Annotated in this window: 19 protein-coding genes and 1 tRNA gene; 6 read left to right on the forward strand and 14 right to left on the reverse strand. The window is 61.3% G+C overall.

Translation table 11 applies throughout. From position 1 onward, the window contains the following. Positions 1-8: 8 nt before the first annotated feature. Genes AC1ROB_RS11920 through AC1ROB_RS11940 form a run of 5 tightly spaced genes read right to left on the reverse strand, consistent with a single transcriptional unit; the run spans position 9 to position 4,629 of the window. Positions 9-899 carry an ABC transporter permease gene (locus tag AC1ROB_RS11920; RefSeq protein ID WP_492970950.1) on the reverse strand — a complete coding sequence of 297 codons (891 nt, stop codon included), beginning with the start codon at positions 897-899 and terminating at the stop codon, positions 9-11. Further along, the gene (locus AC1ROB_RS11925; RefSeq protein WP_492970949.1) at positions 896-1,924 is read right to left on the reverse strand and encodes an ABC transporter permease; all 1,029 of its coding nucleotides are present in this window, start codon (positions 1,922-1,924) and stop codon (positions 896-898) included. The genes AC1ROB_RS11920 and AC1ROB_RS11925 overlap by 4 nt, the downstream gene beginning before the upstream one ends. 21 nt (positions 1,925-1,945) lie before the next feature. After that, positions 1,946-3,535: an ABC transporter substrate-binding protein gene (locus tag AC1ROB_RS11930; protein WP_492970948.1), complete on the reverse strand. Its 1,590-nt coding sequence runs from the start codon at positions 3,533-3,535 to the stop codon at positions 1,946-1,948. A 39-nt stretch (positions 3,536-3,574) separates the two neighbouring features. Further along, entirely contained in the window at positions 3,575-4,063 is a 489-nt protein-coding gene (locus AC1ROB_RS11935) for a hypothetical protein (protein ID WP_492970947.1), read from the reverse strand. Next, the gene (locus tag AC1ROB_RS11940) at positions 4,060-4,629 is read right to left on the reverse strand and encodes a helix-turn-helix domain-containing protein (RefSeq protein ID WP_493031432.1); all 570 of its coding nucleotides are present in this window, start codon (positions 4,627-4,629) and stop codon (positions 4,060-4,062) included. Before AC1ROB_RS11940 ends, AC1ROB_RS11935 begins: the two co-directional genes overlap by 4 nt. 174 nt (positions 4,630-4,803) lie before the next feature. Here AC1ROB_RS11940 and AC1ROB_RS11945 point away from each other — a divergent pair, with 174 nt between their 5' ends. Together AC1ROB_RS11945 and AC1ROB_RS11950 are read left to right on the forward strand one after the other, a co-directional pair. Further along, positions 4,804-5,400 carry a GNAT family N-acetyltransferase gene (locus AC1ROB_RS11945; RefSeq protein ID WP_492972199.1) on the forward strand — a complete coding sequence of 199 codons (597 nt, stop codon included), beginning with the start codon at positions 4,804-4,806 and terminating at the stop codon, positions 5,398-5,400. An 85-nt stretch (positions 5,401-5,485) separates the two neighbouring features. Next, positions 5,486-6,262, forward strand: coding sequence for a tryptophan 2,3-dioxygenase family protein (locus tag AC1ROB_RS11950; protein WP_492970945.1), 777 nt, complete (start codon positions 5,486-5,488; stop codon positions 6,260-6,262). A 1-nt stretch (position 6,263) separates the two neighbouring features. On the opposite strand, the gene AC1ROB_RS11955 is transcribed toward AC1ROB_RS11950, so the two are convergent. The 5 genes from AC1ROB_RS11955 to AC1ROB_RS11975 all read right to left on the reverse strand — a co-directional run bounded on the left by AC1ROB_RS11955 (position 6,264) and on the right by AC1ROB_RS11975 (position 10,900). Continuing rightward, entirely contained in the window at positions 6,264-7,313 is a 1,050-nt protein-coding gene (locus tag AC1ROB_RS11955; RefSeq protein WP_492970944.1) for an aldo/keto reductase, read from the reverse strand. A 61-nt stretch (positions 7,314-7,374) separates the two neighbouring features. Next, entirely contained in the window at positions 7,375-8,646 is a 1,272-nt protein-coding gene (locus AC1ROB_RS11960) for an ABC transporter substrate-binding protein (protein ID WP_492970943.1), read from the reverse strand. Positions 8,647-8,750: 104 nt separating this feature from the next. After that, a complete protein-coding gene (locus tag AC1ROB_RS11965) occupies positions 8,751-9,764 on the reverse strand; it encodes an aldo/keto reductase (protein WP_492970942.1) in 1,014 nt (337 codons plus the stop codon). Between the two features lie 63 nt (positions 9,765-9,827). After that, positions 9,828-10,193 carry a TIGR04076 family protein gene (locus tag AC1ROB_RS11970; protein WP_492970941.1) on the reverse strand — a complete coding sequence of 122 codons (366 nt, stop codon included), beginning with the start codon at positions 10,191-10,193 and terminating at the stop codon, positions 9,828-9,830. A gap of 8 nt (positions 10,194-10,201) precedes the next feature. Beyond that, positions 10,202-10,900, reverse strand: a complete 699-nt coding sequence (locus AC1ROB_RS11975) for a GntR family transcriptional regulator (RefSeq protein ID WP_492970940.1) — start codon at positions 10,898-10,900, stop codon at positions 10,202-10,204. Positions 10,901-11,111: 211 nt separating this feature from the next. On the opposite strand from AC1ROB_RS11975, the gene AC1ROB_RS11980 reads away from it, so the two are divergent. Genes AC1ROB_RS11980 through AC1ROB_RS11995 form a run of 4 tightly spaced genes read left to right on the forward strand, consistent with a single transcriptional unit; the run spans position 11,112 to position 14,438 of the window. Further along, on the forward strand, positions 11,112-11,870 hold the full coding sequence (locus AC1ROB_RS11980) for an ABC transporter ATP-binding protein (RefSeq protein WP_492970939.1): 759 nt from the start codon (positions 11,112-11,114) through the stop codon (positions 11,868-11,870). After that, positions 11,867-12,601 carry an ABC transporter ATP-binding protein gene (locus tag AC1ROB_RS11985; RefSeq protein ID WP_492970938.1) on the forward strand — a complete coding sequence of 245 codons (735 nt, stop codon included), beginning with the start codon at positions 11,867-11,869 and terminating at the stop codon, positions 12,599-12,601. Before AC1ROB_RS11980 ends, AC1ROB_RS11985 begins: the two co-directional genes overlap by 4 nt. Continuing rightward, on the forward strand, positions 12,598-13,488 hold the full coding sequence (locus tag AC1ROB_RS11990; RefSeq protein WP_492970937.1) for a branched-chain amino acid ABC transporter permease: 891 nt from the start codon (positions 12,598-12,600) through the stop codon (positions 13,486-13,488). The genes AC1ROB_RS11985 and AC1ROB_RS11990 overlap by 4 nt, the downstream gene beginning before the upstream one ends. After that, positions 13,485-14,438: a branched-chain amino acid ABC transporter permease gene (locus AC1ROB_RS11995; protein WP_492970936.1), complete on the forward strand. Its 954-nt coding sequence runs from the start codon at positions 13,485-13,487 to the stop codon at positions 14,436-14,438. The genes AC1ROB_RS11990 and AC1ROB_RS11995 overlap by 4 nt, the downstream gene beginning before the upstream one ends. A gap of 21 nt (positions 14,439-14,459) precedes the next feature. Here AC1ROB_RS11995 and AC1ROB_RS12000 read toward each other — a convergent pair. The 4 genes from AC1ROB_RS12000 to AC1ROB_RS12015 all read right to left on the reverse strand — a co-directional run bounded on the left by AC1ROB_RS12000 (position 14,460) and on the right by AC1ROB_RS12015 (position 17,711). Next, positions 14,460-14,534 (reverse strand) — tRNA-Val (locus AC1ROB_RS12000). 80 nt (positions 14,535-14,614) lie between these two features. Next, the gene (locus AC1ROB_RS12005) at positions 14,615-15,934 is read right to left on the reverse strand and encodes an MFS family transporter (protein ID WP_492970935.1); all 1,320 of its coding nucleotides are present in this window, start codon (positions 15,932-15,934) and stop codon (positions 14,615-14,617) included. Between the two features lie 209 nt (positions 15,935-16,143). After that, entirely contained in the window at positions 16,144-16,647 is a 504-nt protein-coding gene (locus AC1ROB_RS12010) for an isoprenylcysteine carboxyl methyltransferase family protein (protein ID WP_492970934.1), read from the reverse strand. After that, positions 16,644-17,711: a type III polyketide synthase gene (locus tag AC1ROB_RS12015; RefSeq protein WP_492970933.1), complete on the reverse strand. Its 1,068-nt coding sequence runs from the start codon at positions 17,709-17,711 to the stop codon at positions 16,644-16,646. The genes AC1ROB_RS12010 and AC1ROB_RS12015 overlap by 4 nt, the downstream gene beginning before the upstream one ends. Positions 17,712-17,777 lie beyond the last annotated feature (66 nt).

Raw genomic sequence — 17,777 nt, forward strand, 5'->3', positions numbered from 1 at the left:
CGCAGGGCCTAGTCGTGATGCTTCGGATCAAGGACATCGCGCAGGCCGTCGCCCAGCAGGTTGAAGCCCAGGCTGACCAGTAGGATGGCCACCCCCGGCACGGTTGCAACCCACCAGGCATCGAACACATGGTCGCGCCCGGTTCCGATCATGGCACCCCATTCCGCCATAGGCGGCTGTGCTCCCAGGCCCAGGAAACCAAGACCAGCAGCGGTGAGGATGATGCCGGCCATGTCGAGCGTGGCGCGGATGGCGGCCGAAGACAGGCAGAGCGGTAGAATCTGGCCGATCACGATGCGCGTACCGGACTGGCCCAGGCCGCGGGCTGCTTCGACGAATTCGGCATGCCGCAGTGTCAGTGTTTCGGCGCGCGCCAGCCGCGCATAGGAAGGCCAGGCGGTAATCGCGATGGCGATGACGGCATTGGTCAGGCCAGGCTTCAGAACGGAAACCAGTGCCAGCGCCAGGATCAGGCGCGGGAAGGCCATGAAGATGTCAGTCAGCCGCATGAGCAGGGTTTCGACCCAGCCGCCGAGATAACCGGCGATCATGCCGATGGCAAGACCGAAGGGTGCAGAGAAGGCGATGACGAGAATCACGATCAGCAACGTGGGCTGTGCGCCGTACAACAGCCGGCTGTAGATGTCGCGCCCGAGCTGGTCGGTGCCGAGCCAGTGGGCGGCGCCGGGCGGCTGCAGGCGATCGGTCAGGGTCTGGGCCATCGGGTCGTGGGTGGCGAGCAGGGGGGCAACCAGCGCCATGACCAGCAATGTCAGGACCAGGAGCCCACCGACCAGGGTTGACGGATTGCGCATGATGCGACGCAGGCCGATCCTGATCTGTATCAGGCGTGCTTCGCGTCGCGAGTTGGGGGCGAGCATATTCGCAGCAGCGCTCATCGGGCGCGCGTCCGCGGATCGAGCAGGGGATAGATGACATCGGTCAGCTTGTTGAGCAGCACGAAGCAGATACCGATGACCAAAGTGCCACCCAGGACGGCCGGCATATCGGCCGAGAACAGGCTCTTGGTGATATAAAGCCCGAGGCCCGGCCAGGCAAAGACGGTCTCGGTGAGTACGGCGCCTTCCAGCAGATGGCCGAACGACAATGCAATGACGGTCACCACCGGCACCAGAGCATTGGGGAAGGCATGCCGCCACAGCACGCGGGTCTCGGAGGCCCCCTTGATGCGGGCCATGGTGACATATTCTTTATTCAGCTCCTCAATCATGAAGTTCCGCGTCATGCGTGCAATATAGGCGAGCGAGAAATAGCCAAGCAGCAGCCCGGGCAGGATGATATGCGAGAAGGCGCTGCGAAACGCGGACCAGTCACCGCTGCGCAAGGTGTCGATCAGCAGAAGGCCGCTCCAGTCCTCGACAGTATAGCGATAAGCCGTGCCGATGCGGCCCGGTCCGCCGGTCCAGCCAAGCTGGGCGTAGAATACCAGCAGGGCGATCAGGCCGAGCCAGAAGACCGGCGTTGAATAACCAATCAGCGACAGCACCCGGGCTGCATGGTCGAACCAGGTGTTGCGCCTGTGAGCCGCATAGACGCCGAGCGGCAGTCCGACGGCAATGCCGACCACGATGGCCAGCGTGGCAAGCTCCAGGGTGGCGGGAAATGCCCGGGCGATATCCTCGCGTACCGGCTGACCGCTGGCTGAAGACTGACCGAAGTCGCCGCGGGCGATGCCTTCGATATAAAGGCCGAACTGTACCCAGATTGGACGGTCGAGGCCGAGCTGCACGCGGGCCTGGGCATAGGTTTCCTGCGAAGCCTTGTCGCCGACCACGGCAATGACCGGGTCGATCGGCATCACCCGACCGATGATAAACGTGGCAAAGAGGAGCCCTGCGAGCGTGACGACCAGGGTCGCCACGCCACGCAGGAACAGCAGAAATCCGGATGCGCTCCCCATCATGCCAGATCAGCCGAGCGGTATTTACTTGGTGACGTTGCGATACAGCACCAGATCATTCGTCGGCCCGTGGATGAAGCCCTTGACCTCGCTGCGCAGGGCAACCTGGGCCTGGGCCTGGAAGGTCATCACCCAGGGAGACGACTTCAACACGTCCCGCTGCAGGTCGCGGTACATGTCCAGGCGCTTGGCCGGGTCGCGTTCCACCAGTGCCGCACGGGTCCGGGCCGACAGCTCCGGCACCAGCCAGGCATTGCGCCAAGTGGTGGTGCTTTGCGGTGTGCCGTCGCCGTTATCGACGTTATAGGCAAATGCCTTGGCATTCGAATGAGGGTCCATGAAATCCGGGCCCCAGTAGAGCAGCATCATTTCATGCTGGCGGGCACGATATTTGGTGATGACCTGTGCCGACGTGCCGGGCAGCAGGTTCAGCTTGATACCGGCCTGTGCCATCGTCGCCTGCATGGACTGACCGATATCGGTGAAGGGTGCCGAAGAAATCATGTCCATGTCGATGGACAGGCCGGGTGCGATATTGGCCTTGGCCAGAATGTCCTTCGCCTTGGCGACATCCAGTTTGAAGGGCTTGTCTTCCACCGCGCCGGGGAAGCCCGATGGCCAGAAGGTCTGATGGACCTTCATCTGGCCGCGGAGCAGCGTGTTGGCGATGCCGTCATAATCGATGAGGTAACGCATCGCTTCCCACAGGGCAGGGTTCTGCAGCTTCTCGTGCTTGAGGTTGAAGCTGAAGAAATGCAGAGCGGCCTGGGGATAGGTCTCGACCTTGATCCCGGCCTTGTCCTTGACGGCGGCAATCTGGTCGGGGCCGAGATTGCGGGCGATATCGGCATCACCGGATTCGACCATGAGTCGCTGTGTCGAGGCTTCCGCCACATGGTTGAAGACGATCTGCGTCATCTTCGGCGGCCCGCCGGCATGGTTCTTGTTCGCATCCAGCACCAGAGACTCGCCCGGGCGCCAGACGCGCAGCGCGAAGGGGCCGGAGCCGGCCGAATTGCGCGACAGCCAGGCATTGCCCAGGTCGTTGTCCTTAGCGTTCTTCGTCGCTTCCTTCTCGTCAACGATCGAGCCGGGGCGGGCGGCTAGCGCGTTCAGCACAAAGGAGGGAGCGAAATTCTCGGCAATGGTGATGGCGACTTCGCTGTCCGAAACCTTCTTCACCATCTGGTCGATATTGTCGGCGGTCCAGCCGAACTGTGCCAGGATGAAGGCCGGTGCCTTTTTCAGCACGATCACGCGGCGCAGGGAAAACACGACGTCTTCGGGGCGCACCGGATTGCCGGAGGCAAATTTCACGCCGCTCTTCAGTTTGAAGGTGATGGTCTTGCCATCGTCGGAAATCTTCCAGCTTTCGGCCAGTCCGGGCACGATCGTCTCGATCTGGGCCGGATTGTATTCGATCAGCTTGTTGTAGATGTTGGCGACGACTTCGCCGCTGGTGAATTCGTAAGCCTGGGCAGGATCCAGGCTGACGATATCATCGATATTCTTGGCGACAACCAGCAGGTTCGCGGGTGTCTTCGCTTCGACAAAACCGGTGCCTGCGACGACGGTAAAGAGTGTCGCGGCCAGCGTCAGGCTTACTCTGTTCATTGTCGGTCCCCCTTGGTCAGATGATGCGAAGAAGTAATGTCAGATTTCAGTGGTCAGCAATGCCGGCAGCAGCTGCCGGGCAATGGTCATGGCCGGTTCCAGATGCTGCGTGTCGTAAGCGAGCGGGCTGTCGAGCAGGTTGGCAGTGCCGAGCACGGCGCCGCCATAGACGATGGGCAGGTTCATTACCGAGCCCAGGCCCAGGCCGGCGATGGTTTCGTGATCGGGGAAGAACGGCTTGAAGTCTTCCACCGTGCGGCCCAGGAAGGGCTGCATCTGGCTGCGCACGCGCTCGTTATAGGCATTGGCGAGAACCGGCTTGCGTCCGCCGACCGGATAGACGTCCTGGTTGGTCGAGTGGATGCGTTCCACCTCACGGCCGCCCTTCAGGATCTGCGTCACCGTATAGAGCTTGAAGCCGACGGTTTGCGCGAAGGCCTTGCCGACGGCTTCGAGCAGGGTGCGGGGCTGCTCCGGCGCTGCCCAGGCGGCCTGTACGTCCAGAACCAAACTACCGACTGACGTCATGGATGAAATCCTTGGGAGTCTTCACTGCGAAAAACAGGAACGGTACCGACCCAGATCACGGCGGTCGGGATTTTGCCGCGGTTGCCATAGGAGTGCGGCGTGTCGCCACGGAAATGGCAGGTATCGCCCGGGCCGAGTTGTACGGTAGTGCCGTCGATTGTCTGCTCCAGTTCTCCGGCCAGTACATACAGCCACTCTTCGCCGACATGGGCGATTGTCTCGGCGCTGTATCCGGGGGGAACATGAATGATAACGGCATCCATATGCTGGCCGGGGAAGACCGTGGACAGCCGCTCGTAACGCAGGCCGGAGGCTTCAATGCCGAACTGGGCGCGCTGGCTGGCGCGCGTCACGGCCCCGGCAGCAGAACTGACATGGACGAAGGTTGAAACCGGCAGATCAAGAGCAAAGGCAATGCCGGCCAGGCTGCCGAGCGACGGGGTCGCCATACCGCGCTCGACCAGTGACAGAAAAGCCGGCGACAGTCGGGCTTTTTCGCTGACCTGTACCAGGGTCAGCTTGCGCTTTTGCCGCTCCTGGCGAATGACGGCCCCCAGATTCGACACCAGCGCCTCGCGAGCCGCCTGGGCGGCGTCATCTGCGGGCTCTGCAATGGCGGGGAATCCCGAGTCTCGATCCATCCCGGCAAGCTACCCGAATTTTCACCTTAGTAAAATAATTTTAGTCTGGTTAAATTCACGGCATAAGTTTGCTTGGGATGGAGGCATCTTTTGACCGATATGCTGTGGCAGCCCGCCGCGCCAATCGAAACTGACCGATTGTGTCTGCGCCGGTTCAGCTCTGGGGACATTCAGGCCCTGCACGACATTCATTCCCGGCCGGATGTGGTTCGGTATGTCTCCTGGCCGGCTCACGCCAATCTGAATGACAGCCGCCTGCTGCTTGAGACGCGCATGGCCGTGCGCGGGCTGGCCGCGGATGGCGACAAGCTCGTTCTGGCCGTCACTGAAAAGGGCACAGACGCTTTGGTCGGCGAGGTGGCGCTGATTCTGGTGAACCGCGAGCTGATGCAGGGCGAGATCGGTTTCATCCTGCATCCGCAGTATCAGGGGCGGGGACTGGCCTACGAAGCGGCGGCGGCCATTTTGCGTATTGCGTTCTCCCTGGCGGGCTTTCGCCGGGTCATTGGCCGATGCGACGCCCGGAACGGGGCGTCGGCCGGATTACTGGAAAAACTGGGGCTCCGGCGCGAGGCCCATTTCCGGAAGGCCGAGCTGATAAAAGGCGAGTGGGTCGATCGGTTGATTTTCGCGGCTCTCGCCGAAGAGCATCCCTTCGGGCTTCGTTGCACGCTGGCCGCGAACACGCAGGATTAAAGCATAAATCCCTGTCTCTGCTGGCCGAGAATCTATATACTTTAAATATAAACTAATCTTGGCCGGCAGCGTAAATGGAGGATTCATGGCGGACGCGCCCCTCAACAAAGACCAGTTCAGCTATATCGCGCATCTGCAACTCGACACGCTGCTGTCCGCCATGCAGCCGATTACCCCGCATCCGGAGGAACATCTTTTCCTCACCACGCACCATGCGCTGGAAATCTGGTTCAAGCACATCATCTTCGATCTGAAGCGCATTCTGCCCATGATTGCGGATAATCGCCTGGCCGAAGCCAACTGGCTGCTGAAGCGGCTCGGCGAGATCATGCGGCTGGCTGATGCGCACTGGACGGTGCTGGAGACGCTTTCCGCCCCCGACTTCCATGAATTCCGTCCCTATCTGACCGGAGCCAGCGGGATGCAATCTCGCCAGTTCCGTGAAGTCGAGGTTATCTGCGGGTTATGCGAACTGGCTGGAGAAAAATATACGGCGAGTGTGCGTGCGGCCTGGCCGGGAATGATCGAGGCCTATCCCGTCACGCTGCGGCAGGCATTTTTTGCTGCAGTTGAGCGATCCGGCCTCACGCTGCTCGAAATCTACGCCCAGCGCTGGCAACATTTCGAACTGTTCTCGCTGGCCGAAAATGCCATCGAGCTTGATCGCCGTTTCCAGGCCTGGCGGTACAACCATATCCTGATGGTGCGCCGGCAGATCGGCATGCGCACCAAGGGCACCGGTGGCACGTTCGGCAAGGACTATCTCGCCGGCACGATGGGCTACATCTTCTTCCCGGAATTATGGGAATTGCGGCATGACATCTCTGCCCAGCATGGCGGAGAGGTGGCACGACCGGAATAGGCTAGACCGAGGCCGTATAGCTCGCAGCGATAGCGGATTGCATCTCGGCGCGCTCCACGCCGGCGACGTCGCCATCGACCGGTCCGCGTTCGGCCAGTACAGTGCCGATGGTTGCAATATCAGCACCGGTCAGTTCCAGCTGTGCTGCCCTGACATAAGCCATGGCACGGTCATGGGACGACATGCCGACGAGCAGGGCATTGGCGCCTCCTTGCTGCAGAGTCCAGGCGAGTGCAACAGCGGGAATATCGGTGTCGTGGCGCAGGGCGCAGGTTTTGAGAGCGCCGAGCAGGCGTTGCAGCCAGTCCCAGCCGCCAAAATGCTCGATCAGTTGCCGATAGACTTTGCCGAACGGCTTCTCCGCGCTCGGCTCGAAACCCGGATTGGCCGCGCCGAGCCAGGACTCGCTCAGGAAGCCACCGGCCAGAGGACCGTAGCCGAAGACCTGCATGCGATGTGCGTGGCACGCGGCAATAACGCCATTGCCGGCTCGTGGATCGAGCAGAGAGACCTGTACCTGGTTTGAAAGCAGCTTTATGCCATCCGCCAGGATCGACTGCATTTCAGCGGTGGGAAAATTTGCCAGACCGATATCGAGGATCACGCCGCTTGCTTGCAAATCCTGTAAGACATGTGTGGCCTCGCGCCAGCCGGGCAGGGTCAGGTTCCACCATTGCAACTGCACCAGGTCAAGCTGGGTCTGGCCTAGGCGCTGACAGGAGCGGTGTGTGCGGGCGCGTATATCCGCCGGACTCAACGGCGTGGAACCAGTCTGTGTAACGCGGGTGTGGACACGGAGCGATTTTAAAGCGTCACGACCACGTTTGTTCAGAAGTTCGGTGCGAAACTGGCCGAGCAATTCTTCGACGCCATCATAACTGTCGGATGCTTCGATCGTCGTAAAACCCAGGTTGAATCCTGAGAGCAGATCGGCGATGGCGGCCTCGCGCGAAATCCAGCCCGCTCGCTCATGCAATTGCCAGGTGCCACGGATGAGACGGGGCAGGGTCAGACCGTGACGGATTTCGACGGTTGGCAGGGCCGCTGTCATGGAAATCTGAACGTAACAGGCGGGCTGAATCTCAGCCCGCCTGCCCGTCATACTCGCTGAATCACGTGCCGGTTTTGCTTTTGGTATCGGCGACATCCTGGGCGCTGACATCTTTCTTGGCCACCAGTTTGCCACCTTCGACCATCCAGCCCACGAAGGGTGTGCTGACATCACCATACTGGTCAAAGCTCATCGCACCGCTGGCCCCGATATAGCGAATGGTCTTGCCTTCGCTGAGCAGCTTGATGCCCTTCTTGAGATCATCGGCGCTGAGCGTGATCGGCTCGCCTTTCGGGTCTGTCACTTTCGGCAGCCCGGCGGCAATTTTCTTGCCGTCCTTGTAATCTTTCGCGGCAACCATGGCGAGACCGATCAGCGAAGCTGCATCGTAGCCGGAATCGCGACCAGGACCGACGCCGGATGAGTTCCAGCGCTTTTCATAAACCTCGCGATAGATCGTGGCCGAGTTTGGCGCCGGCGAACCAGGCGTCACGAACAGGGCATTCTTCAGATATTGTTCACCAATCTGATCGATGAACTTCTGGTCATTGAGGCCGAGCGGGAAGACATATTTCTGCTCGCCGCCCAGTGCCAGCCAGTCGCGCATGATCTTGCTGCCATCGATCACCGATGCAGCGAGATAGAGACTGTCGGGTGTGCCTTCCAGGGCCTTGTTCACTTCGGCGCGGTAACTCGGCTGCTCGGCATTGTAAGTAACCTGTCCGGTCACCGTGCCGCCCATGGCCTTGAAGGTGGCAATGAACTGCTTGGAAAGGTTGTTGCCCCAGTCGTTATTCAGATTCACGACCACCATTTTCTTGTGGCCGGCATCAATGGCCATCTTGGCGGCAGCCACGGCCTGCAGCGCATCGGAGGGCTGTACGCGGAAGAACAGGCCGTTCAGTTTCCCCTGCCGGGCCATATCGGTGAAAGTGGGTGAGGATGACGCAGCCGGGATCATGAGGACGTTCTTTTCGACCGTCACGGACGACAGGATCGGTCCGGTGACGCCGGAGCTGATCGGGCCAACAATGGCGGCCACGCCATCGAGATCGATCAGGCGTCGCGCTGCGTCCACACCGACCGAAGGCTGGGTCTGGTCGTCGCGCACAATATACTCAAGCTTGCTGCAATCGCCGACCTTCCAGCCCGCTTCAGCCAGGCGCTCGACAGCGAGCTGGGAGGCGTTGTTGATCGGGATGCCAAAGGTGGAGTAGGTCCCGGTCATCGACAGGGTGGCACCGATTTTCGCCGGACAGGCCAAAGCCGGTGCGCCGATGGTTAAACCTGCTGCGGCAACTGCCGCCAGCATCGCATTATGCTTCATCGCCATGTAAGCCTCCGTTTGGTCTTGTCTGATTTAATCCGAACCGCCCGAGCATCGGATCGGCCCCCTCATTCCACTCAAACAAACGCACGCGGTTTCCGGCTGGCTCTTTATGCCGCCGGCTTCTGATTCACTTCATTCTGGTTGTAGCGCATGATCCGGCCATGCGGACCGGTACGATCATTTTCAAGCTGGTAACAGTCGCCCGGCGGGCCGCGGCGGTTATCGGTAATCAGCGCCAGATCGGCAAGGTCTTCGCGGGTCAGCGCGAAATCGAAAATCTTCAGGTTGCGCGCCAGGTGGCGCGTTGAGGTTGCGCCAATGATGCAGCCAGCGACATTCGGGCGATCCAGGACCCAGCGCACGGCCACTTCGCCGATGCCGACGCCATGCCGCTTGCCAATGGTCTGCAATGCCGCAAGCAGTGCCTGGAACAATGACCAGTCGCCAAACTCATCGATGATCAGTTTGTACTTGGTCCAGGAGCGGTTCTCGAACTGACCCTGTGGCTCGGGCTTGCCCAGCCAGTCTTCGGAGAAGAAGCCGCCGAGCAGGTGGCCGTAGGTGAGAATCTTGATGCCCTTCGATTGGCAGTAGGCATTCATTTTCCAGTCGGGTCGACGATCCACCAGAGAATACTGAATTTGGTTCGCGACAACCGGAACGCCGGCGTCAATCAGTTCGGCGAGGTAGGCCGTGTTGAAATTGGTGACGCCGATACGGGCGATCTTGCCTTCACGCTGCAGATCCCTCAGCACCAGTGCGATATCGACGGCACCCTTTACACTCCAGTCCCACCAGAAATACTGGACCAGATCAAGCTGTTCGACACGCAGGCGCTTCAGGGAGCGATCGATGACGCTGACAACGCCTTCCCGATTCATGGTGGCAAGTGAAGCAAGATCGGGGACGAATTTTGTATGAACCTGGACCAACGGGGCGAGGCTGGGATAATCCCGGCGGAAATCGCCGATCAGTTCCTCGACGCCGATATAATGATCGGCGCAATCGAAGCTGGTGATGCCAGCCTCGACGAAAGCGGCCATATCCTTGATCGCCTGGGTGCGATCCACTTGACCATGTCCGCCGGCCAGATGCCAGCCGCCCTTGAGGAGGCGGGACATCGTATAGCCTGGCGTCAACTCGATGCGTTCAACCTGCGACAAATCTTATCCTCCGAACGGCGATCAATCCTTGGGCAGCGGGACTGCCGTGGTTTCGGCGTGACTGAAGCGGCGTTTGCCCAGCCTGGTGATGCGGAACCGGCTCGGACAGTTCGGATCCGGACAGGCAATGTCCGCATCGGTGGTCATCCAGTCGTTTTTGTCGGTCGGGCGCTGTTTGGCCGGCAGCATCGGGATGATGGCGGCAAGGTTATACAGACTGAAGCCCTTGCCCTGCGGGAAATGCAGCAGTTCACCACGCACCTCGAAATAATCGCCGGCCACACTGTTGCAGAGCAGCTTTGCTCCGGGCGGCGCCACGACCTCGACGCGCAGGTCATAAAGCTCGAAGCCGTCGGGTATATCGCCTTTGATTTCGCCGTAGCTCATGAGCGTTCTCAGGCCGCGCGGTCGGCAGGGAACATCGCATCGCGGGCGATGTCGAACGACCGGTTGATGTCGGCCTCGATGGCGCGACGCACGCGGGCAGGATCGCGGCGGCGCAGGGCGGAGAGGGCGGCAACATGGTGCTCAGCGCCCCGGCCTTCGCGCGCATCGAAATATTCCGCCGATTTACGGATGAACGGACCGATCTGCAGCCAGAGGCCCTCGATGATCGGCAGCAGCACGGCAGAGCCTGACAGCCGATAGAAAGCAAAGTGGAAGCGCTGGTTCTGGGCCACGCTCAATTCGGCCTGGTCGGCGTCATCGGCGGCGGTTTCCACCTCCACCAGGCTTTCCAGCATCTTGATATCCGCTTTGGTGGCCCGTGCGGTTGCCAGTTCGGCGGCCAGGCCTTCGATGGCGATGCGCGCGCGGCGCAGATCTTCCAGTCGCTCGCGGTTGAAAACCGGCACCCGCGCGGTGCGATTGGGCAGGGCCTCAAGAGCATTTTCCGCAACCAGCTGCCGGATCGCCTCGCGTACCGGCTGAGTACTGGTGCCGAAGAGGTCGGCCATATCCTGGATCTTCAAGGGCTGGCCGGGCTGAAAGCGGCCGCGCATCAACAGATCGCGCAACTGGCGATGAATGCAGTTTTGTACGGTTTCGCGCTGGATAGGCGTGACGCCAAGACCGATGCTGGACAGAAGTGCCATTGCTGCGCTGCCTCCACTTTCTGATGCCAATCCGCGGTCTGCACCGCGTCTGGCGCCGGTCCGACCGGATGCGCGGGTTCGCTGCATTTCGGCTTGCCGTGATCTTTGATCAAAGATAGCATAACAAAGACAGGCTCGTTTGGCTAGGTCATTTCGGCCAAGGGACTGCCGGGCGATGGTCCGGCGGGTGTTTTCGGGGGCAGATCGGGGAATGCTGGAGTTGACGGGGGTGGTGAAGGAGTTCGGCGGCCTCAGGGCCGTCGACGATGTTTCCTTCCGTATTGAACCAGGAACCATCACTGGCCTGATCGGACCCAATGGCGCCGGCAAGACCACATTGTTCAATATGATGGCCGGGGCCTACCGTCCGAGCGCCGGTCAGATCAGCTTCAACGGCGAACGGATTGACCACCTGCCGCATTTCCGCATCTTCAAGCGCGGGCTGGTGCGTACCTTCCAGATTCCCCGCCCCTTTGGTGAAATGTCGGTACTGGAAAACATGATGCTGGTGCCGATGGGGCAGGTCGGCGAGCGCTTCTGGAATACCTGGATCCGCGGCGCTGCCGTGCGGGCCGAGGAACGCCGCAACCGGGACAAGGCCCGCGATATTCTCGACTTCATCGGATTGCTCCGGCTGGCCAACCAGCCGGCACGGACCCTTTCGGGCGGACAGCTGAAGCTGCTCGAGATCGGCCGCGCCCTGATGTCGGAACCCAAGATGCTGCTGCTGGATGAACCCGGTGCCGGCGTGAACCCGACCCTGTTGGGTGAGATTATCGACCGCATTGCGGAACTCCAGCGCCGCGGCATCACCTTCCTGATTATCGAACACAATATGGATCTGGTGATGAATCTCTGCCGGCCGGTGGTGGTTCTGGCGGCTGGCAAGCTGCTGATGCAGGGCGAGCCGCGCGACGTGCAGCGCGATCCGCGTGTGCTGGATGCCTATCTGGGCGGAGCACCGGCATGAGTGCACCTTTGCCGCTGGCAATCCGCGGGCTGGTCGCCGGCTATGTTCCCGGCGTCCCCATTCTGCGTGGCGTCTCGCTGCATGTGGAGCCCGGCGAGATCGTGACCGTGCTGGGGCCGAACGGCGCCGGCAAGTCCACGATGCTCAAGGCGATTGCCGGCCTGGTGCCGGTCCAGTCCGGACAGGCGCTGCTGCATGGCCAGGATATCACCGGCCACAAGACGCATATGCTGGTTCGTCAGGGCCTGGCCTATGTGCCGCAGGTCGGCAATATCTTTGTCCGGCTTTCGGTGGCGGAGAATCTGGAGATTGGCACCTTCGCGGCCCGCGACAAGGCTGGAGACCGGCTGGAGCAGGTGCTGAGCCTGTTTCCGGATCTGCATCGCTTCCGCCGCCTGGCGGCCGGTAAGCTTTCCGGCGGCCAGCGCCAGATGGTTGCTGTCGGCCGAGCCCTGATGGCTGGTCCCACAGTGCTGATGCTGGATGAGCCTTCCGCAGGTCTGTCGCCCAAGATGACCGAGACTCTCTTCGCCAAACTCATCGACATTCGTAAGAGCGGCATCGCGATCCTGATGGTCGAACAGAATGCAAAGGCCGCATTGACCATTTCAGATCGCGGTTATGTGCTGGCAGAGGGGCGAGAGCATTTCGCCGGCACGGCCAGAACGCTGCTGGACAGCCCGGAAGTTGGCGCGCTCTATCTCGGCGCCGGGACGAGGCACGCCTCATGATGCAGGTTCTGGTCGATGGTCTGGTTTCCGCTTCCTTCATTGCACTGGGCGTGATCGGGCTCTCGTTGATTTATAACGTTCTGAATTTCCCGAGCTTCGCGCATGGGGATCATCTCACCATCGGTGCCTATTTTGCGGTGGTCATGGTGTTGCTTGCGGGTACAGCCGGCGCCATCGGGTCCCTGACCTTTGGCTGGCCGGTTATTCTCGCCGCTTTCGGTGCGGCTATTCTCACCGGGCTGGTGGCGCAGTTGCTCGACCGGGCGGTTTATGGCCGCCTGCGCCGACAGGGATCGTCGCGCATCACCCTGATCATCGCTTCGTTTGGCGTGGCGCTCATGCTGCGGCACCTGGTGTCGATGTTCTTCGGGCCCGAGCCGGTCTATTACAGCTTTGCCATCCAGCCGGCGCTCCGCCTCTGGGGCATCCGCATCACGCCGAATGAGCTTGTGGTCCTTGCCGTGACGGTCGTTCTGGTGGTTGGCCTGCATCTCTTCCTCACCCGGACCAGGCTCGGAAAGGCCATGCGTGCGGTGGCCGAAAACCCTGCTCTTGCGCGGGTGAATGGCATCGACGTTGACGGCGTGATCCGCTGGACCTGGTTCATCGGCGCTGGACTGGCGGCCATCGGCGGTGTTCTGTTCGGCATTGCCGTGGGCCTGCAGCCCTATTTCGGCTTCGAATTGCTGCTGCCCATGTTCGCGGCCCTGATTGTCGGCGGCATGACCAATGTCTATGGCGCGATCCTGGGGGCTGTGCTGATCGGTGTGGCGGAAAGTCTGACGGTCCGGTATTTCGCTGCGGAGTATCGTCAGGCGGTCTCCTTCATTGCCGTCATCATGGTGCTGATGCTGCGCCCGCAGGGCCTGTTCGGGGAGAAGGAATGATGGATGTCTTCTCCTATCTGATCTTCTTCCTGATTGTTGCCAGCATTTATTCTCTCAGTACGCTCGGCCTCAATCTGCAATGGGGTTTCACCGGCCTGATGAGCGTCGGCATCGTCGGTTATTTCGGCGTTGGCGCCTACACCGCCGCTTTTCTCACCGGTCCGGCCTATGCGGATGCCTTTGGGGGCTTTGGCCTGCCTGTGCCGCTGGGCTGGATCGGTGCAATGATCGTCTCTGGTCTTTTTGCATTGATCGTCGGTGTGCCTACCATCCGGTTACGCCACGATTTCCTGGCCATCGGCACATTCGGCATCGCGATCTGCATCCAGCTTCTGGCGATGAACTGGAAATCGGTCACGCGCGGTTTCGATGGACTCTATGGCATACCGAAGCCCTTCGCTGGCTGGCCGGGGACGCCGCTGGGTAACAACCTGGTTTATCTCGCACTGGTGCTGTGCATTGTCGGCCTGATCTACTGGGCGCTCGAACGGATGCTGCGTTCGCCTTGGGGACGCGTGCTGCGCGCGATCCGGGAGGATGAAGAAGCGGCCGGGGCACTCGGCAAGAATGCCTTTGCCTTCCGGCTGCAATCCTTCGTGATCGGCTCCATGCTGATGGGTCTGTCTGGTGCGCTCTACGCCAGTTTCACCGGTTTTGTCAGCCCGCAGGACATGTTGCCGATTTTCACGTTCCAGGTTTTCGTGATGCTGACCGTCGGCGGGAATGGCAACAACAAGGGCGCCATTGTCGGCACTTTTGTGATCTGGGCCCTGTGGACATTGACCGAGAGCCTGTTGGGTGCGCTTCTACCGGCTGGACTGAAAAATCAGGTGGCGTCTGCCCGCGTGGTGCTGGTTGGCCTGATTCTGGTCGGCATGCTGCTGTACCGGCCGCAGGGCCTGTTCCCGGAAGAACGTGTAGTCTCGCCCGAGGCCAGATTGCCCGAATAAATCATCCGGATATGTGGGAAATGGTGGGCGGTGACGGGATCGAACCGCCGGCCACCTCGGTGTAAACGAGGCGCTCTACCGCTGAGCTAACCGCCCGCATCCGATGTCCGGACGCGGGCTTTCTAGCAGAACAGCCGGGGGTAGGCCAGTTTTACGGCCAGGTAATTTCCCAGGTTTTATTCGACCGGATGATCGGTATGGCCAAGATGGTTATGGCGGCGGCTGTCCGGCATCCACAGCACGGCCAGCAGAGCCAGCAGGGCCATGCCGCTTACATAATAATAGAAGACCTCTTCCGCGCCCTGCGACTTGAACCACAGGGCGACATACTCGGCCGAGCCGCCGAAGGCCGCATTGCCCAGGGCATAGGACAGGCCAACGCCGAGGGCTCGCACCTCGGTGGGGAACAGTTCGGCCTTCACCAGGCCGCTGATCGAAGTATAGAAGCTGTTGATCGCCAGCGCGGTGAGGATCAGGCCGAAGGCGGCGTAGGGACTGGTCACGCTGCCGATGGCTGTGAGCAGCGGTACCGTGGCGATTGCAGTTAGTCCGGCAAAAGCGAGCAGTGCCGGTTTGCGACCGATGCGATCGGCCAGTGTGCCGAACAGCGGTTGCAGCAGCATGTAGACGAACAGTACGGCGGTCATCACCAGGCTGGCGGTTTTGGCATCCATGCCGGCGGTGTTGACCAGGTATTTCTGCATGTAGGTCGTGTAGGTGTAGAAGGCCAGTGAACCACCGGCCGTCAGGCCAAGCACCTGCAGAAAGGCTTTGTAGTGTTTTTTCAGGCCGGCAATCGTGCCGGCTTCTTTCTGCTGGCGCTTTGCAGCCGAGATCGTCTCAGGCAGCGAACGACGCAGCATCAGCGCGACGATGGCCAGTACGGCGCCGAGGAAGAAGGGAATGCGCCAGCCCCAGGCCATCAGCTCTTCGTGGCTCAGGAATTGCTGCATGATGACGAGGACCAGAACGGCCATCAGCTGGCCACCGATCAGGGTCACATACTGGAACGACGAGAAGAAGCCGCGATGCTTCGCCACGGCCACTTCGCTCATATAGGTGGCGCTGGTGCCATACTCGCCACCGACCGACAGGCCCTGCAGCAGGCGCGCCAGCACCAGAAGCACGGCGGCGGCCGGGCCGATATGTTCATAGGTCGGCAGAATGGCGATGATCAGCGAGCCACCGCACATCATCAGCACCGACAGCACCATGGCGGCGCGGCGACCCTGACGGTCAGCGAAGCGGCCGAAGAACCAGCCGCCGATCGGACGCATCAGGAAGCCGGCAGCAAAGACACCGGCAGCGTTCAGCAGCTGCGTGGTGGTGTCGCCCTTGGGGAAAAAGGCCGGCGCAAAATACAGGGCGCAGAAGGAATAGACGTAGAAGTCGAACCATTCGACCAGGTTGCCCGATGATCCGGCGACGATAGCCATGACGCGGCGACGGGTATCATGGGTGGTTGCCGGCTGATCGGCAAAAGCGGTGGTGGTCATGACGACTCCCTGCGGATTGGATGCGTGCTCGGCGCGGCGTGATAACGCCGCTGCAAACGGGAAGTTGCGGTATAGGCCGCAGAAAACCGCGCTGCCAAGTCTGAGCGCAGACCGTTGCCGGATCGGTGTCGACGGTCACAGAATCCAGGCACCAACCATGCAGCTTCTGCATGGTTGGCATGCATATCGAGCTCGAGTTTATGCGGTGTTTATGCCAGGTCGCGGCGACGCTGCAGCGCGGATTCTTCGATGCGGATGCGATGACGCAGCAGCAGGCCGTTCAATATCGACCATAGCAGTGCGATCTGCCAGGCACCGAAGGCCAGCGGCAGTACGGCGATCTCGGCAACCACCACCGCGTAATTCGGATGCCTGAGAAAGCGGAAGGGGCCATGCCGCACCAGCGGTGCATCGGGCAGGGTGATGATCCGCGTGGTCCAGTACGTCCCCAGTGTTGCAACCACCCAGATCCGCAAACCCTGCAGCAGGGCAAAGAGGCCAAGCAGCGGCCATGACGGCGGTGTTTCCGCGGGTACGGTTGTGGCGAGGGCGATCAGCCATGATGCATGCAGGACCACGAATAGCGGGTAATGTGCCGGCGCGATCTCCTGCGCGCCGCGGGCCAGCAGGCGTCGTGTGTTGCGTGCCGACCAGGCCAGCTCGGCCAGACGCTGAATGACCACGAAGGTCAGCACGGCCTGTAATACGGTCATGGCAGGTCAATCATCTGCAAGGCCGCAGTGAAGCCGGGCCCCAGGGCTGTCATCAGGTGACGACCGCGCGCGCCGCCGGTCATCGCCGCCTGCAGTACAAACAGCACGGTGACGGATGACATGTTGCCATGGTGGCGCAGGGTATCGCGCGCATATCGCATGCTGCCCGCCGGCAGATCGAGGCAGGCTTCCAGTGCATCCAGTACCTTTGCACCGCCAGGGTGGCAGAGATAGCCGGCGATTTCATCGGCGGCGATGCCCTGTGCATCGAGGAAGCGATCAATCACCGGGCGCAGGTCATGGCGAACCAGATCCGGGATGTTGCCGGAGAAGACGACTTTCAGGCCATCGTCCAGCACATCCCAGCCCATCACATCCAGGGTATCGGGCCATGTATGTTCGGCACCGGCACCGATCGATGGCCGGTCGGCATGCTGGCTGGTGCAGATCACCGCGGCCGCAGCGCCATCGCCGAACAGCGCCGTGGCCACGATGTTACTTTTCGACCGGTCCTGATGGCGGAAGGTGAGGCCGCAGAGTTCGACAGCCAGGAACAAAATGCGGGCCTGCGGCTGTGCCCTGGCCATGGCGGCCGCCCGTGACAGGCCCAGCACGCCACCGGCGCAGCCCAGACCGAAGATCGGCAGGCGCTGCACATCGCTGCGGAAGGCCAGCCGCTGCATCAGGCGGGCATCCAGGCTGGGCGTGGCGATGCCTGACGAGCAGACGGTCACCAGCATATCGATCTCGCTGGCTTGCAGGCCGGCGGTTTCAATCGCATCCTGCGCGGCCGTCGCCAGCAACGCGACGGCATTGTCGAGGAACAGGGCGTTGCGCTCTGCGAAGCTGTGTGGTGCCGTGTACCAGTCGATCGGCACGCAGGAATGCCGATGTTCGATCTCGGCATTGCGGTAGACCGGTGCGAGGCGCTGGAAGTCGCTGACCATCGGCGCGAAAATCTCGCCAGCGCGGCGCGCCACTTCCGCTTGCGGCAGGTCGAAATCCGGGACTGCGGTTGCCAGCGACAGCAGACGCGGGACGGGCAGCCGGAACGCGCTGGTCATGAAGCCTCCGTGGTTGGACGCTACAGTATCGTGAACGTCCAGCCCCGCGCAGCCACACCCGGTCTC

The sequence above is a fragment of the Ferrovibrio sp. GW821-FHT12F09 genome (assembly GCF_058806775.1).

What these genes read in the sequence shown, in the direction of transcription:
- AC1ROB_RS11920 (WP_492970950.1), bottom strand. Translation starts at nt 899, where the DNA reads ATGAGCGCTGCTGCGAATATGCTCGCCCCCAACTCGCGACGCGAAGCA.
- AC1ROB_RS11925 (WP_492970949.1), bottom strand. Translation starts at nt 1,924, where the DNA reads ATGATGGGGAGCGCATCCGGATTTCTGCTGTTCCTGCGTGGCGTGGCG.
- AC1ROB_RS11930 (WP_492970948.1), bottom strand. Translation starts at nt 3,535, where the DNA reads ATGAACAGAGTAAGCCTGACGCTGGCCGCGACACTCTTTACCGTCGTC.
- AC1ROB_RS11935 (WP_492970947.1), bottom strand. Translation starts at nt 4,063, where the DNA reads ATGACGTCAGTCGGTAGTTTGGTTCTGGACGTACAGGCCGCCTGGGCA.
- AC1ROB_RS11945 (WP_492972199.1), top strand. Translation starts at nt 4,804, where the DNA reads ATGCTGTGGCAGCCCGCCGCGCCAATCGAAACTGACCGATTGTGTCTG.
- AC1ROB_RS11950 (WP_492970945.1), top strand. Translation starts at nt 5,486, where the DNA reads ATGGCGGACGCGCCCCTCAACAAAGACCAGTTCAGCTATATCGCGCAT.
- AC1ROB_RS11955 (WP_492970944.1), bottom strand. Translation starts at nt 7,313, where the DNA reads ATGACAGCGGCCCTGCCAACCGTCGAAATCCGTCACGGTCTGACCCTG.
- AC1ROB_RS11960 (WP_492970943.1), bottom strand. Translation starts at nt 8,646, where the DNA reads ATGGCGATGAAGCATAATGCGATGCTGGCGGCAGTTGCCGCAGCAGGT.
- AC1ROB_RS11965 (WP_492970942.1), bottom strand. Translation starts at nt 9,764, where the DNA reads ATGTCCCGCCTCCTCAAGGGCGGCTGGCATCTGGCCGGCGGACATGGT.
- AC1ROB_RS11970 (WP_492970941.1), bottom strand. Translation starts at nt 10,193, where the DNA reads ATGAGCTACGGCGAAATCAAAGGCGATATACCCGACGGCTTCGAGCTT.
- AC1ROB_RS11975 (WP_492970940.1), bottom strand. Translation starts at nt 10,900, where the DNA reads ATGGCACTTCTGTCCAGCATCGGTCTTGGCGTCACGCCTATCCAGCGC.
- AC1ROB_RS11980 (WP_492970939.1), top strand. Translation starts at nt 11,112, where the DNA reads ATGCTGGAGTTGACGGGGGTGGTGAAGGAGTTCGGCGGCCTCAGGGCC.
- AC1ROB_RS11985 (WP_492970938.1), top strand. Translation starts at nt 11,867, where the DNA reads ATGAGTGCACCTTTGCCGCTGGCAATCCGCGGGCTGGTCGCCGGCTAT.
- AC1ROB_RS11990 (WP_492970937.1), top strand. Translation starts at nt 12,598, where the DNA reads ATGATGCAGGTTCTGGTCGATGGTCTGGTTTCCGCTTCCTTCATTGCA.
- AC1ROB_RS11995 (WP_492970936.1), top strand. Translation starts at nt 13,485, where the DNA reads ATGATGGATGTCTTCTCCTATCTGATCTTCTTCCTGATTGTTGCCAGC.
- AC1ROB_RS12005 (WP_492970935.1), bottom strand. Translation starts at nt 15,934, where the DNA reads ATGACCACCACCGCTTTTGCCGATCAGCCGGCAACCACCCATGATACC.
- AC1ROB_RS12010 (WP_492970934.1), bottom strand. Translation starts at nt 16,647, where the DNA reads ATGACCGTATTACAGGCCGTGCTGACCTTCGTGGTCATTCAGCGTCTG.
- AC1ROB_RS12015 (WP_492970933.1), bottom strand. Translation starts at nt 17,711, where the DNA reads ATGACCAGCGCGTTCCGGCTGCCCGTCCCGCGTCTGCTGTCGCTGGCA.